Source organism: Pseudoalteromonas sp. J010 (assembly GCF_003934235.1).
GTDB classification, from domain to species: domain Bacteria; phylum Pseudomonadota; class Gammaproteobacteria; order Enterobacterales; family Alteromonadaceae; genus Pseudoalteromonas; species Pseudoalteromonas peptidolytica.
This window is the reverse complement of record NZ_RDBW01000024.1, coordinates 45,344-58,794: the sequence shown is the minus strand read 5'-3', so window position 1 is coordinate 58,794 and position 13,451 is coordinate 45,344. Positions and strand designations below refer to the sequence as shown.

General features: G+C 44.1%; 8 protein-coding genes. 6 read left to right on the top strand and 2 right to left on the bottom strand.

What is annotated here, in order from left to right:
* Positions 1 to 23 precede the first annotated feature (23 nt).
* The 5 genes from EAG18_RS14005 (at position 24) to EAG18_RS13985 (ending at position 8,716) form a co-directional block, all read left to right on the top strand.
* Positions 24 to 2,252 carry a cytochrome c peroxidase gene (locus tag EAG18_RS14005; protein WP_125252999.1) on the top strand — a complete coding sequence of 743 codons (2,229 nt, stop codon included), beginning with the start codon at positions 24 to 26 and terminating at the stop codon, positions 2,250 to 2,252.
* A 262-nt stretch (positions 2,253 to 2,514) separates the two neighbouring features.
* The gene (locus EAG18_RS14000; RefSeq protein WP_125252998.1) at positions 2,515 to 3,657 is read left to right on the top strand and encodes an efflux RND transporter periplasmic adaptor subunit; all 1,143 of its coding nucleotides are present in this window, start codon (positions 2,515 to 2,517) and stop codon (positions 3,655 to 3,657) included.
* Positions 3,650 to 6,799 carry an efflux RND transporter permease subunit gene (locus EAG18_RS13995; protein WP_125252997.1) on the top strand — a complete coding sequence of 1,050 codons (3,150 nt, stop codon included), beginning with the start codon at positions 3,650 to 3,652 and terminating at the stop codon, positions 6,797 to 6,799. The genes EAG18_RS14000 and EAG18_RS13995 overlap by 8 nt, the downstream gene beginning before the upstream one ends.
* The gene (locus EAG18_RS13990) at positions 6,777 to 7,466 is read left to right on the top strand and encodes a response regulator transcription factor (RefSeq protein WP_125252996.1); all 690 of its coding nucleotides are present in this window, start codon (positions 6,777 to 6,779) and stop codon (positions 7,464 to 7,466) included. Before EAG18_RS13995 ends, EAG18_RS13990 begins: the two co-directional genes overlap by 23 nt.
* A complete protein-coding gene (locus EAG18_RS13985) occupies positions 7,454 to 8,716 on the top strand; it encodes a HAMP domain-containing sensor histidine kinase (protein WP_125252995.1) in 1,263 nt (420 codons plus the stop codon). The genes EAG18_RS13990 and EAG18_RS13985 overlap by 13 nt, the downstream gene beginning before the upstream one ends.
* Positions 8,717 to 8,758: 42 nt before the next feature.
* Here EAG18_RS13985 and sohB read toward each other — a convergent pair whose 3' ends face one another.
* Complete coding sequence (gene sohB, locus EAG18_RS13980) at positions 8,759 to 9,784, bottom strand: protease SohB (protein WP_125252994.1); 1,026 nt, start codon at positions 9,782 to 9,784, stop codon at positions 8,759 to 8,761.
* Between the two features lie 103 nt (positions 9,785 to 9,887).
* Positions 9,888 to 12,308 (bottom strand): VolA/Pla-1 family phospholipase, encoded by a 2,421-nt coding sequence (locus EAG18_RS13975; RefSeq protein ID WP_125252993.1) that lies wholly within the window; start codon positions 12,306 to 12,308, stop codon positions 9,888 to 9,890.
* 196 nt (positions 12,309 to 12,504) lie between these two features.
* Between EAG18_RS13975 and EAG18_RS13970 the strand changes: the two genes are divergently transcribed.
* Entirely contained in the window at positions 12,505 to 13,248 is a 744-nt protein-coding gene (locus EAG18_RS13970; RefSeq protein WP_125252992.1) for a YciK family oxidoreductase, read from the top strand.
* Positions 13,249 to 13,451: the final 203 nt, after the last annotated feature.

Genomic DNA, 13,451 nt, shown 5'->3' with positions numbered 1-13,451 from the left:
TTTCACTTATAAGGAGCTCTATTATGAAACAACTTTACGGGCATATTGCCTTAACACTCTGTGCCTTAGTCAGTTGTTGTATTCAGGCTATCCCAATACCAGATAATCTCGACGACGCCCTGCGGCAGCTAATACAACAACATGGATTAACAGGTGAGCCAACAAAAGATATTGTTATTCCTGATATTCGTTCACCTGAAGCGCAATTGGGAAAACTACTCTTTTTCTCCAAAGCGCTCAGTGGTAACCAAGATGTTGCCTGCGCAAGCTGCCATCATCCCTATTTAGGTGGAGGTGACGGCTTGGCTTTACCAGTTGGCACGTTGGCCGTTGATGAGGATGTCATGGGGCCGGGCAGAAAAACAACCACAGGGGCATATTATGTACCGCGTAATTCACCCAGCATTTTTAATTCGGCACTTTATCAACGAGGTCTATTTCGCGATGCGCGGGTGGAGTTTTTAGATTGGTTAAAACCGGAGAAAGGGATCAGTACGCCCGATGTCCCCTACGGTGAAGCGGATCCGAATGCTGGAGAAACTCTTGTCGCTGCTCAAGCAAGATTCCCCGTGGTAACTGAGTCTGAAATGCGGGGGGTTGATTTTATGCAAGGCTATAGTAATCAAGCTGTTCGGGCTCACTTGGCTGCTAGAATTGGCGACTATGACAGTGCACAAGGTGAGCTTATTCAAAACCGTTGGTATCCACTATTTGCTTCGGTATATGGTGACAAACCAGCTAAAGAAGTCGTCACCTTTGCGAATATCACTCGTGCTCTGGCTGCATACCAGCGCTCAATGAACTTTGTAAACAACCCGTGGAATGCCTATGTAAAAGGTGATAAAGATGCGATATCTGAATCTCAAAAACGAGGGGCTTATCTATACTTATTTATGCCTCCCCCTCCCTCTGACGGGGGAACGGAACCTGATTACTTGCCAACGCAATGTATCGGTTGTCATAATACAGATAGCTTTACCCAGACCAAAGGATCTAATTATCATCGCCTCGCATTTCCACAGATAGGTCCAGGCACTGGCACCTTAGATGAGCCAAGTAACGATTTAGGCCGAACTCAACGAAACAACAACAATGATGACCTCTATAGTTTCCGCTCTGGTACTTTATTAAATATTGAAGTCACGGGCCCATACGGACATGCAGGTAGTTACGATACATTGATGCAAGTCATTGAGCATTATGATGACTACCACCAAATACTTGATGATTACATTGACAGCCAACTCTGGTGCCAACAGCCGCAATTTAAATCGGTTAAACGCTGCAAAGATCTGTTTCCCGATGCACGTTACAACACCGATTTAGCCGCTAAGATAATTGATGATGAAATTGAAGACGGCGCACCCGTACTACAGAAGCTCCATTTATCGGCGCAAGCCAAAGAAGACCTAGTGAACTTTATGAGAGCATTAACCGATCCCTGTGTAAAAGATGCTAGCTGCTTGGCTCCTTGGATCCCAAGTCGTGACGACATAGATCCAGATGGACTGCGATTACAGCCTGTTAATTATCAACAAGTGCCACTATACCTGCCGAAAAAGTGTAGCCAAACTACACCGCTTAGCTCTGGTTCCGAGCTACAACCAAACCAGGGTGAATGTATCTCTGGCAGTACCGCGTATCTTTATTTCGATATCAAAGAAGATAATACCAATGTATTTATGAGTACGCGTGACGGTTCCGGAAACCTAACACTATATTATCATCCTACTAGCTGGGCGATGCCAGATACTGCCTTAGCTCAGTCAGCAGGGGTAGGCACAGAGCAAAAGCTGGCACTCACCTTGAACAAAGGTCGCCATTATGTGAGTGCGATAGGCAAAAACAAGTTTGACAAGGTCTCCATTGCCGTGGGGATTTCGGATCCCCGAAAACCGAATAAACCAAGTGATATGGCCTTGCCAAATTCATGCATTACTCAACAAGAGCAGTCTTTTGCAGAGGTACACAGTGGTAAACCAATTTGTTTGGCCGCAAATGACAGCTACTTTTACATTAAAGTAACGCAGCCAAATGCCACATTAACGCTAAAAACTGGTCATGGTGTTGGTAATGTGGATATATTCGTTGGACATCATTGGCCGAGCCGGAGCGACTATCAATTTTCTGCTCAATCAACCGAGAATACAGAGTATTTAAAACTACACCTGTCGCGTCCTGGGTGGTATTACATCTTAGCATCGGGCGATGGTGACAACCAGGGTGTTACTTTGCAAGCAGATGTTAACTAACCTCTTATCCGCCGTTCAGGGGAACTAACTTCCAGCTTATGGGGCCAGATAGCATACTCTAATAGACTATCTGGTCTTTTATGTTGCGTATTTCAGATGAATATCATGAATCATTTTACAACTCTTAATGCTAACCGTGAGCATGATATTCCCAAACAACAACGCGACAACTGCATCAAATTCACCTTAACCCTTGTTTAACCCTCCTTCTTCTATGATAAGCCCTTTATCGCCACTCCTGCTGTACAAATAGGGTGTATGTATGCACGTTAACGTTAATAAATCTTTTGTTTTAATCTCAGCCTTCATCTTACTCGCCACCTCAATCTATACGGCTATTCCAACAGCGACTCCCTCTGCACCTGAATCATCAGAGGTGGCTGCACCGGCTCCTGTGCAAGTAAGTACGCAGCTAATATCACCATCTACATATCAACTCACCGTGCGTGGTTATGGCGAAGTAAGTTCTCCTCAACAGCTCGCTCTACGTGCTGAAGTATCCGGTCGGATCACCGCGATGAATCCACAATTTAAGACTGGTAACCTTGTTACCGCAAAAGAGCAATTATTAAAAGTCGATGACACTGCGCTCAAAGCCAAAATCACTTCGGCTCAAGTTGCGATCAAGGAAATTCAACTATCGCTGGCGGAAGAAGCGCTTGAACTCTCCGTAACTAGTCGTTATCCGTCCAACCCTGCGGGAAAAAGCACTCAAAACCCTTTGCGAGCACCGAAAAAATCATTACTAGAAACTCAGTTAACCCATGCTAAGGCAGAGCTAAACGCAGCGAACTATCAACTTGCAAGCACCAGTATAACCGCGCCGTTTAACGCATTAATCGTTGCAAAATCAGTTTCAGTGGGAAGCTACCTACAGCTTGGTAGCGAGGTGGCGACCCTGTATGGTACCAGCCAAGCAGAAATTGAAATTCTCTTATCCGAGCTACAATGGCAGCTGCTGCCCTCTCTGGCGCCACTTCCTTGGCATGCTAAGCTTACTAGCGTTACGGGGGATACCAGCTGGTCAGCGAAAGTTACCCGAGTGGCTCATCACATTGAACAAGAAACACAGAAACGTGCTGTTTATATCGCCATAGATACTCCGCTTGAACAGACACCGCAATTATCATTTGGCAGCTTTGTCAGCGCAGAAATTGCAGGTCAGACACTTTTCGATGTGTGGCAAATTCCCACCAGTGCTGTCACCTCAGACGGCCTCATTTGGTTTGTACAAGAAAATACACTTCGAGCTCATCAACCTCAGTTAATCACTCAACATGAAGGCATGAGTTATCTGCAACCATTCACAACAAACGCCACTTTGCAATTGGTCACTAAGCCACTGAGTCACTATCGTGAGGGAATGGTTGTAACCGTAATTAATTCAGGAACAGATAATGTTTAAACAGTATTCATTGATCAGTTGGTTTACTAAAAACCCTGTGGCAGCTAACTTATTGATGGCTATTGTAATAGTGATGGGAATAAACAGCGCAAGCTCGTTGCGTAAAGAAGCGTTCCCAAATCAAGCGCCTGATACGGTTGAAGTATCGGTGCATTACGCCAGCGGTAGTGCACAGCAGGCAGAGCAAGGGATTGCGCTAGTAATAGAAAGCGCCCTACAGTCTGTTACGGGAATTAAGCGGATCACCTCAACCTCTGACGCCCAGGGGACTCGCGTGATGATAGAGAAAACGGCGAAGCATAACCTTAATCAGCTACTGCAAGATGTAAAAGCGCAAGTCGATGCCATTCATAACCTTCCCACAGACGCCGAAAAGCCATTAGTGAAGGCAGCCTTGCGCGAAGAGCAAGTGATCCGCGTACAATTATTCGGCGATGTATCGCATCAAACTTTACAATTTTACGGTGATAAAGTCGCCAATGCACTCCTCGCGAAAGCTGCTATTGGGAAGGTGGTTAGGCCCGATCATCGCGAGCCTTTAATCGCTATCGAAATTGATGAAGCCGCATTAAAAGCGTATCAATTAACCTTTACAGAGGTCGCACGGCAAATAAATGAAGCTTCAGGCGTATCGGTAACCAAAAGTCTAAGAAACCCAGAGAAGGTGATTAGCCTGCGCGCCAACACACAAGCAATGACGGCTCAAGACTTCGCCCAGCTTGTTGTAAAAAGCAATCAAGTAAATAGCTATGTTACCCTCGCCGACATCGCCACGATCACCGACACCTATAACGATGAGCAATATTTTCTATCGCGCTTCGATGGCCACAACGCATACACTATCAAGCTGGTTATGGATGAGTATAGCGATATGGAACAAATTGTTGCACAAACTCAGCAAGTAGCAGCGCAATTTCAGTCTAGTTTGCCCGATACCATACAATTAACGACTTGGTACGACAAAAGCGAATTAATTCAAGAGCGCTTAGCTTTACTGTCAACCAATGCGATGAGTGGGATTGCATTGGTATTCATAGTACTTGCGATTTTTTTAAATCTTCGGGTCGCCTTTTGGGTTGCCGCGGGTCTGCCTTTTATTTTATGTGGCACACTCTACTTTATGACCGAACCCTACGCAGGCTTAACGCTCAATGAAATGACTACATTTGGTTTTATCATGGCGCTCGGGATTGTGGTGGATGATGCTGTTGTGGTTGGCGAGAGCGTCTATAGTACAAAAAAACAACTTGGAGATACTGTCAGCAACACCATCACGGGGGTAAGTATAGTTACAATACCCACCTTGTTTGGGGTACTAACAACGGTAGCAGCGTTTGCTGCGCTGGCCAATGTATCGGGAGGGTTAGGTGTCCTTTATGCCCAATTTGGTACCATAGTGACGATTTGCTTGTTACTTTCCGTGGTTGAATCTAAACTGATTTTGCCAGCGCATTTAGCACACCTAAATACCCGTCAAGTCAACCGCTCACCTATTATGGTAAAGTGGAGTAAGGTGCAAGGCGTTGCTGATAAACTGCTTACTCAGTTAAATTACAGGTACTACAAACCTAGTTTACTTGTTGTATTAAAACATAAATATGCTGCACTTATTGCGTTTATCTCCATGTTAATATTGGCAGTCAGCCTACTTTCTAACGGTTATGTTCGTGTTGGATTTTTTCCAAGTTTACCTGCAGATACCATATCAGCGTCTATCACCCTAAGAAATGACGCAAGCTTTGGTCAAACTGCCAGCAATTTAACTCATCTTGAGCGTTCGTTATTTACGGCTGAGCAATCATTACTACACTCAGCTGAGCAACTTAATACCAGCTACATTGACCATGTAGCAATCAGCGCTGATAGCGACCTGAGTGGTCAAATAGATGTTTCGGTTAAAGAAAACCCGTATTACACCTTGAAAGAGCTTGCGGCTGTATGGCACCAAACCACAGGCTTACCCGAAGCGACCAAGCAAATCAATATTCGCGCGGAGTTGGCCATGGTGTCTAATTTTAAAGTAGAGATCAAAACAGACAACGACACGGCCATGCAACAAAGTGCACAAGCTATCGTGTCATACCTACAAAATGTAGATGGGGTATCCGCAATTGATAACTCTCTTGCTCCGGGTGAAGCACAACTCAACTTTACTTTATCCGAACAAGGTAAAGCATTGGGTATGACACCCAGCACACTGTCAAGACAGTTGCTACAAACCTTCGGAGGCGAGGTAATACAGTCATATATGAGAGGAAGCGATGAAGTCAAAGTTAGAGCCAGAGCGCCGCTATCACAAAGAAGTGATATGTTCGATGTACTCAATTCTGACGTTTCCTTACCTAATGGTCAAGTTGTGCCATTAAGCGCAGTTGCAACAGTTCAGTATTCAGATCAGGTGCAGAGCATAACTCGCATTGGAAGTGTTCGAGCAGTGACGATTACCGCTGCGGTTGATAAGTCAAAGTTAACTCCTGTGGCATTGGTTGCTGATCTGAAAGAAACACTTATCCCCAAGCTCACATCAAGTTATCATGACTTAACCATTCATTTTGCAGGAGAGGCTGAGCACCAGGCTGAAACCACGGCTTCAATGAAAAGTGCTTATTTGCTCGCACTATTTGCTATTTATGCCTTACTGGCGATCCCGCTGAAGTCTTACTTTCAACCACTGATCATCATGGCAATTATTCCTTTTGGGTTTATTGGTGCCATCTTAGGGCATTGGTATCTCAACCTGACCGTCAGTATTTTATCACTCAATGGGATCCTCGCGCTAAGCGGTGTGGTTATTAATGATAGCTTGTTACTCGTCAGCCAGTTTAACCGCCATCAAAAAGAAGGTAAGCCAACTACAGAGGCTATTATTGATGCCGCGACTGGGCGGCTTAGAGCAATTTTACTAACATCGTTAACAACATTCGCAGGACTCTACCCTATTTTGGGAGAGTCATCACAGCAAGCTCAATTTTTGATCCCCGCAGCCACATCACTCGGGTATGGTATTTTATTTGCCACGCTTATCACCTTGTTTATGACGCCCGTTTTGTTGATGATTTCTCAACAAATAAGTGCAGTCTATACTAAAACAGGTAAATACCTCAGGGGAGAAAAGGTAGATGATCCGCACTATTCTCGTTGAAGATGACCATGCGCTAGCTGGTAATATCATTGATTACTTAGAGTTAGAAAACATCACATGCGACCATGCCAGTGACGGCGTCTTCGCACTAAACTTGCTAGAACATAATGAGTATGACGTGGTGATTTTAGATATCAATTTACCACGCTTAAGTGGGCTAAAAGTCTGTGAGACGCTAAGACAGGCTGGCGTCACCACATCTATTATTATGCTTACGGCGCAAGATCAACTCGAGGATAAGCTTGCAGGGTTTGCCGCTGGCAGTGATGATTATCTTGTCAAACCTTTTGCAATGGCAGAACTTGTTGCTCGCGTCCAAGCGCTATCAACCAGAAAAAGTGGCCAAGCTCGCCAATTGAAACTGTACAACCTGACGCTACATCTTGATACCAAAATAGTGACCATTGATGATGATTCACTTAGGCTCGCCCCTACCGCATTCTCCATACTTGAAGCTCTCATAAGAGCCTATCCTAATCCTATCGTTCGTACAGCTTTACTCGAGAAAATTTGGGGAGATGCACAACCCGACAGTAATTCGCTAAAAGTACATATTCACCATATTCGTAAAAAGTTAAAAGACAACTCACTCATCACCATTAAATCAGATGGCAAGCAGGGTTTTGTATTGCACTTCCGTGGGGAGAACAATAAATGCGAGAAATAGAGATCAGCCTCAGACGCTATATACTTATCGCCCTATTTTTACTCGCAACCTCAATCATTGCCTTGCTCTCCTATTTTTGGACCCAGCAATTTTTTAAAGGGTTAGACGGCATGATGCGTGGCACTATGCTTAACTTAGCAAGCAGTTACTCGGTTTCAGAAGGCGAACAGCTAAAAGTGCACAACTTTTTGATAGTCAAACACTGGCAAAGGCTCCCCCCTGAGGTACAACAGGCTTTTTCTCCCACAGAGATGGAAGATAACCAACTGTATAAAAAAGTATTTAGGGAAAACATTTGGGATAGACCAAATGCAGCCATATTTTTAATGAAGTTTCGACAAGGTGCTCAAACGGGTTTTATCTCTCATCAATTTTCAGAACAGTTTACCTCAATCCCAGCCCCTTGGTACAAAAGCCCAGAAGCTATCGCGATATCTGTGGCACTACTCGCAATAGCGATATTTGGGTCGATAGTCCTGATGCTAATGCATACCGTCACCAAGCCTGTGAATGCGCTGCATAAGTGGGCATCTACACTTGATGCAACTAACCTAGAGGAACCACCTCCGCAATTTAAATATAAAGAACTCAGTAATCTCGCTCATCTCATTCAACAAAGTTTGGTCGACGTTAATACCAGTTTAAAGCGTGAGCAAGACTTTGTTCGCTACGCCAGCCATGAATTACGCACGCCAATTGCAATTATTCGCAGTAGCGTGGAATTGATAGACAAAGTCTCTCCATCACTTCCCATAAAATGCGCTAAAGCCATTAAACGTATTGATGTCGCCAGCCACGAAATGGCAACCTTAAGCGAAACCTTATTGTGGCTCAGTAAAGCCAGCAAACCTAAGTTGGACTGCCAACCCATCTACCTCGATCAGCTTATTCAATCACAAGTCAAAGCATTAAGTTATTTAATTGCAGAGCGTGATATTCAAATGTCGTTTGATTTATCCCGCTATCAGGTTTGGCTTCCCAGTGCAGCTGCTAAAATCGTGATTGGTAACCTCATTAGAAATGCGATGCAGCATACGTTTTGTGGCACTATCGAAATACACCAACACCAGGATCTGATCACGATAAAAAACACCGAATCCATAGACAATCTAGCACCGCAGATTGACACTCTAGGATATGGTCTTGGCTTGAAGTTAGTGGAACAACTATGTCAGCAGCTTAATTGGCAGTGCCACATTGAGTTTGTTAAAGGAGGCTGCTGTGCCAGTGTCTATCTTTGCAAGCATTGATAGGTGATAACAAGTTATCACCTATCAATGTATTAATGAGTACTATGCAGAATACTTAGAGAGGTTGAGTTTAGACAGTGTTTTGATGGCTACACGCTCCAAAGCATTGCCCAGTTGCAGACCAAACTTCTCCGCAACGCCCCTTTTCACTCTATAACTCACTTTATAAAGCTGATGATTTTCGTTTAATGACATAAGTAAATCATCACTGGTAGAGATTTCATCAACGAGTTTAAGTGCGAGCGCCTGCGTACCAAACCAATGTTCACCCGTTGCTACTTTTTCGATCTCGAGATCAGCGCGATGTTCAGCGACAAAGTGTTTAAATAAACCATGCGTCTGCTCGATTTCTTCTTTAAACTTTTCGCGTCCCTTATCGGTGTTCTCACCAAACAAGGTTAATGTGCGCTTATATTCACCGGCAGTGACCATCTCAAAATCTACGTTATTCTTTTTCAACAAACGATTGAAGTTGGGGATCTGTGCTATTACGCCAATAGAGCCAATAATCGCGAACGGGGCTGCGATAATCTTATCTGCAACACAAGCCATCATATATCCGCCGCTAGCCGCCACTTTATCAACACATACCGTCAGTGGGATCCCTGCTTGTTTAATACGAGTTAGCTGCGATGCACCTAAACCATAACCATGAACCACACCACCGCCACTTTCAACAGAGACAATAACTTGATCTGTGGCTTTATCAGCGATTGTGAGAATAGCATTTATCTCCTCCCGTAAGCCTGATACCTCATGTGCGTCCATACTGCCGTTGAATTCGATATAAAATACATTTTTGACTGTTTCTTTAAGCTTATCTTGGTTTTTTTGTTCTTTCGACTGCGCTTTATTGCGTGCCTTCAGTGCTTTTTTGTCTAAGGTTTGTTCTAAAAACTGTTCTTTAGATTTTGCCAAGCTCTCACTCAAATCAGTGACTTCAATTTCACCTTTCTTTGGTTTCGGTTTATGGCTGGCACCTACAACCAACATAATAACCACTGCGATAGCAAATATAATAGTCACTGCTTTGGCCAAAAATAACCCATATTCAAACAAAAATGCCAAATTACTCTCCTCGTTTAGCTAAAAAAGTTATCCATTGCGTTCGCGGTCAAATGGACACAAAAAAGGCCGCTATCTGCGGCCTGTTATAGTCTCGAAAAACGCTTTAGTTTGCAACAACGTCTGGATTAGATACCTGAAGTGCTGAGCCTTTAGACTTTAAGAAACTGGCAACTTGAGTTTGCATTTCAACCGATGCGGCAGCATGGCCAGCCGCAGTTCCACCTGCTTTTTCAGCAAAACCAGTGGTCAAAATCGAGCTATGGTGCCCTTGAGAAAACTTAACCACGTAACTTCCAGGAGTGACTTGCGTTTCATTAACTGAGCTTAGTCCCATGAAACTTGCAAGTGGTAAACTACCAGATAAGAAGCTACGTTCTGTTGTCGGAGGGATAACCAAGTCCGCTGCATTACCATTTACACCACCTGTTACGACACTCATATAAACTGGAGTCTGTAACGCCTTAACTGATGACGCGTAGTTTAGTGGATCTGCACTATCTAGCACAGTCTGCGCAGCAAAGCCAAATTGCGTTACGGTTGCGTCAATCAATGCAAGCGTTGCCGTATCCTCTGCAGCTTCTAGGCCACCTCTGAAGGTAGCGTACGCACATGACATAAACTCACTTGGTACCGCAGCAAATGCGCCGCAATCAGCAGCAGCCCCTTCTTGTAAATAGCCATTGAATGCTTGTGACGCCAAATTACCAGCAGAGCTCAATACCGAACCTTGCACAAATGGGCCAAATGATTTTGACTCAATCAAGAAGTTTGCAATACCTGAACCACCACTAGCAAGTACTGCCGTATCCACTTTAAATAGGTGATCCACATTTACATCAAGTGGCGCGTTAGTTTGTGCAAGGAAACTTGGGCCTACAATAGAACCAAGAGAGTGACCTAAATAACTGACTTGCTGAGTATTGAAGTTAACTTGACCGCCCGATGCTACGTTAATAAAGTTAAGACCAACACGTAAGCCCATCAAATCGGCAGCCGATTGCTTCAAGTTATCTCTTGCTACTAATAACGATGTCAGATTCATGTAAGAAAGTACGCTGCCGGTCGAGGCATTGAATTCATCGTTACCATCACCGTCAATATCAATACCACGTTCGCCATGCATTGGGTGGTCAATTGCGACCGTCGCAAAGCCAGCTTGCGTTAGTGATAGCGTCAAGCCAAGCATATCTTCTTTTTTACTGGTGATACCGTGCTGCAAAATAACAACTGGCCATCCACCATTAGGGGCCTCGCCGGAAGGTGATGTAATTTGAACCGGCACATTCGCCAGCCATTGTTGCTTTGGTATTGGGTTGTATCTAGTAATAAATCGTTGTTTATCTACGCCGATACTTCTAAACTGGGGAACCCCTTCAGGTACTGGGAAACTTGCACAAATTTGGTCGTCTCCTTGCGCTACAGGTGGTAACTGGCCACCTTGTGCAACATATCCACCTAAAGTAACGGGGCTGTCACACAACGCCTGCCAGTAGGTATCTGCTAATGCTTCTATATCGCCTGTCTGAGGTTTCGCTAAGTATTGTGGTAATTGAATAACACCACGCATTAATTTGATTTGTTCAAAAGCCGGTAATACTGCTGCTGGCACTTTACCTTCTAGTGCATCAGCGACCGTCATGGGTGCCTGAGCCGGAACCGCAACAACCGGTGGCGCATTCTTTGCGAGCGATTGTGCAAGTAAAGCTTTGGTTGCAGCTAAACCAGCACCAACAGATTGTGTGGTCATCGCTGCGGTGTAAATAATTTCTGTACTAGTCACACCCGCATCAGTTACCGCTTTTTCATAACTCTGGATCACCGCTTGTAGTGACTTCTGAGTGTCGGTGACTAAAGGTGAGCCTTGGCGTAGCAACGAGTATGTTGAAGAGGCATCAACGCTCTGACCTGATGAATCTTTTAATCCCGTCGTCAAAACTGTGATGTACGTAGTTTGTGGCTTGAATGGTTTGACAGGAACGATAACAACACCGTTACCAGCACTATTTGCCATCGTTACAAAATCGCCCTGTGGACCAAACTCAAGCTCAGCCACCACTTCGCATGCAATTCCTGAGGGTAGTGCCGAGCACTTTGGATCTTGGGCTAATGGGCCACCCATTTTCACTTCAAAAATACGGATTGAACCTGGGGTCTGCACGCTTTGTGCATCAACTTTAAGGCCATTTGGCGTTGTCATGTCAATGGCAAACGGCATTTGCGTTGACCAGCCGTCTTGCGCTCCAAGTACAATACCAGGATCTGCATAGTGCGCACGAGTCACCACAGGGTTGCCGTCACCATCAACTTTTCCAAGCATTTCACCTGGTAAGTTTAACGTGCCATCTTGGGTACCTGACAACAATATATCGTTAGGGACTGAGATAACACCACCAGACGGGTCAAATTTTACTGAGATGGTTGGAGAAACGGGCGCGGTATCATTTTTAACGTCTTCTAACGTTTCACCGCCTCCACAGCCAGCAAGTGCTGCTGATACTGCGAGTGAGAGTAGCATTTTTTTCATTTTATAGGCTCCGACATAATCTTATTATTATTGTGATAATTCTCGTTAATTCTATGTAATTGCATTTTTAATAAGACATTAGACCAGTTAAACTTAACTCAAACTTTGTTATTTCGCCAGCCATATTTACAATAAATTCGCTTACTTGCTAGCGCATTATGATAAAATGACATAAACATCTTATTTGGGGTCCAGAATGCAGACTTATCAAGCTCCTGAAAACGCACTTGCAAACAAAACGATATTAGTAACTGGTGCTGGCGATGGCATCGGCCGAGTTGCAGCGATTAACTATGCAAAATATGGTGCAACCGTCATATTATTAGGCAAAACCACCAGTAAGCTAGAAGCTGTCTATGATGAAATTGTTAACGCAGGTTATCCACAGCCTGCTATTGTACCTATGGATTTGCGCGGTGCAACCAAGCAGCATTTTCGCGACTTAGCAGCGACCATTGAGCAGCAGTTTGGTAAATTGGATGGATTGCTCAATAACGCGTCAATTCTTGGGTCTTTAGGACCGATGGAGCATTTTTGCGTTTCAACTTTCGAAAACATTATGAAAGTAAACGTAACAGCTCAAGCGGTTATCACCAAATCTTTGTTCCCAGTCATGCGCAAAGCGCCACATGCCTCTATTGTATTCACCTCTTCTGGTGTAGGGCGCAAAGGTCGTGAGTTTTGGGGAGCCTATGCCATCTCTAAATTTGCAACAGAAGGTATGATGCAAACTTGGGCTGAAGAAGTTGGCAAAACCAATATACGTATTAATTGTATTAATCCAGGTGCGACGAATACCAGCATGCGTGCATCAGCATTTCCAGGTGAAGATAAAGATAAACTAAAGACACCTGAAGACTTGATGCCTACTTATTTATATTTAATGTCTGATGATTCTATAGATGTCAATGGGCAATCACTAGACGCACAAACATATTAAACTTATACCAATTTTCTTAATTAAGTGGTCTATTTGAGGTGAGAAAATCTTGCCGATAACAAGGCTAAAATTTTGCTATTTAGTTGTTCTAAATAAGAAATTTTTAACGCTGTTAGCGTCAGATTTACTCCTTCAAATTGGCATAAAATAAAGGTTAACGACTACAAGGCTGCTACTCCCAATCGCAGCCTTTTTATTGCGTG

What these genes read in the sequence shown, in the direction of transcription:
- EAG18_RS13975 (WP_125252993.1), bottom strand. Translation starts at nt 12,308, where the DNA reads ATGAAAAAAATGCTACTCTCACTCGCAGTATCAGCAGCACTTGCTGGC.
- EAG18_RS13990 (WP_125252996.1), top strand. Translation starts at nt 6,777, where the DNA reads ATGATCCGCACTATTCTCGTTGAAGATGACCATGCGCTAGCTGGTAAT.
- EAG18_RS13970 (WP_125252992.1), top strand. Translation starts at nt 12,505, where the DNA reads ATGCAGACTTATCAAGCTCCTGAAAACGCACTTGCAAACAAAACGATA.
- EAG18_RS13985 (WP_125252995.1), top strand. Translation starts at nt 7,454, where the DNA reads ATGCGAGAAATAGAGATCAGCCTCAGACGCTATATACTTATCGCCCTA.
- EAG18_RS14005 (WP_125252999.1), top strand. Translation starts at nt 24, where the DNA reads ATGAAACAACTTTACGGGCATATTGCCTTAACACTCTGTGCCTTAGTC.
- EAG18_RS14000 (WP_125252998.1), top strand. Translation starts at nt 2,515, where the DNA reads ATGCACGTTAACGTTAATAAATCTTTTGTTTTAATCTCAGCCTTCATC.
- EAG18_RS13995 (WP_125252997.1), top strand. Translation starts at nt 3,650, where the DNA reads ATGTTTAAACAGTATTCATTGATCAGTTGGTTTACTAAAAACCCTGTG.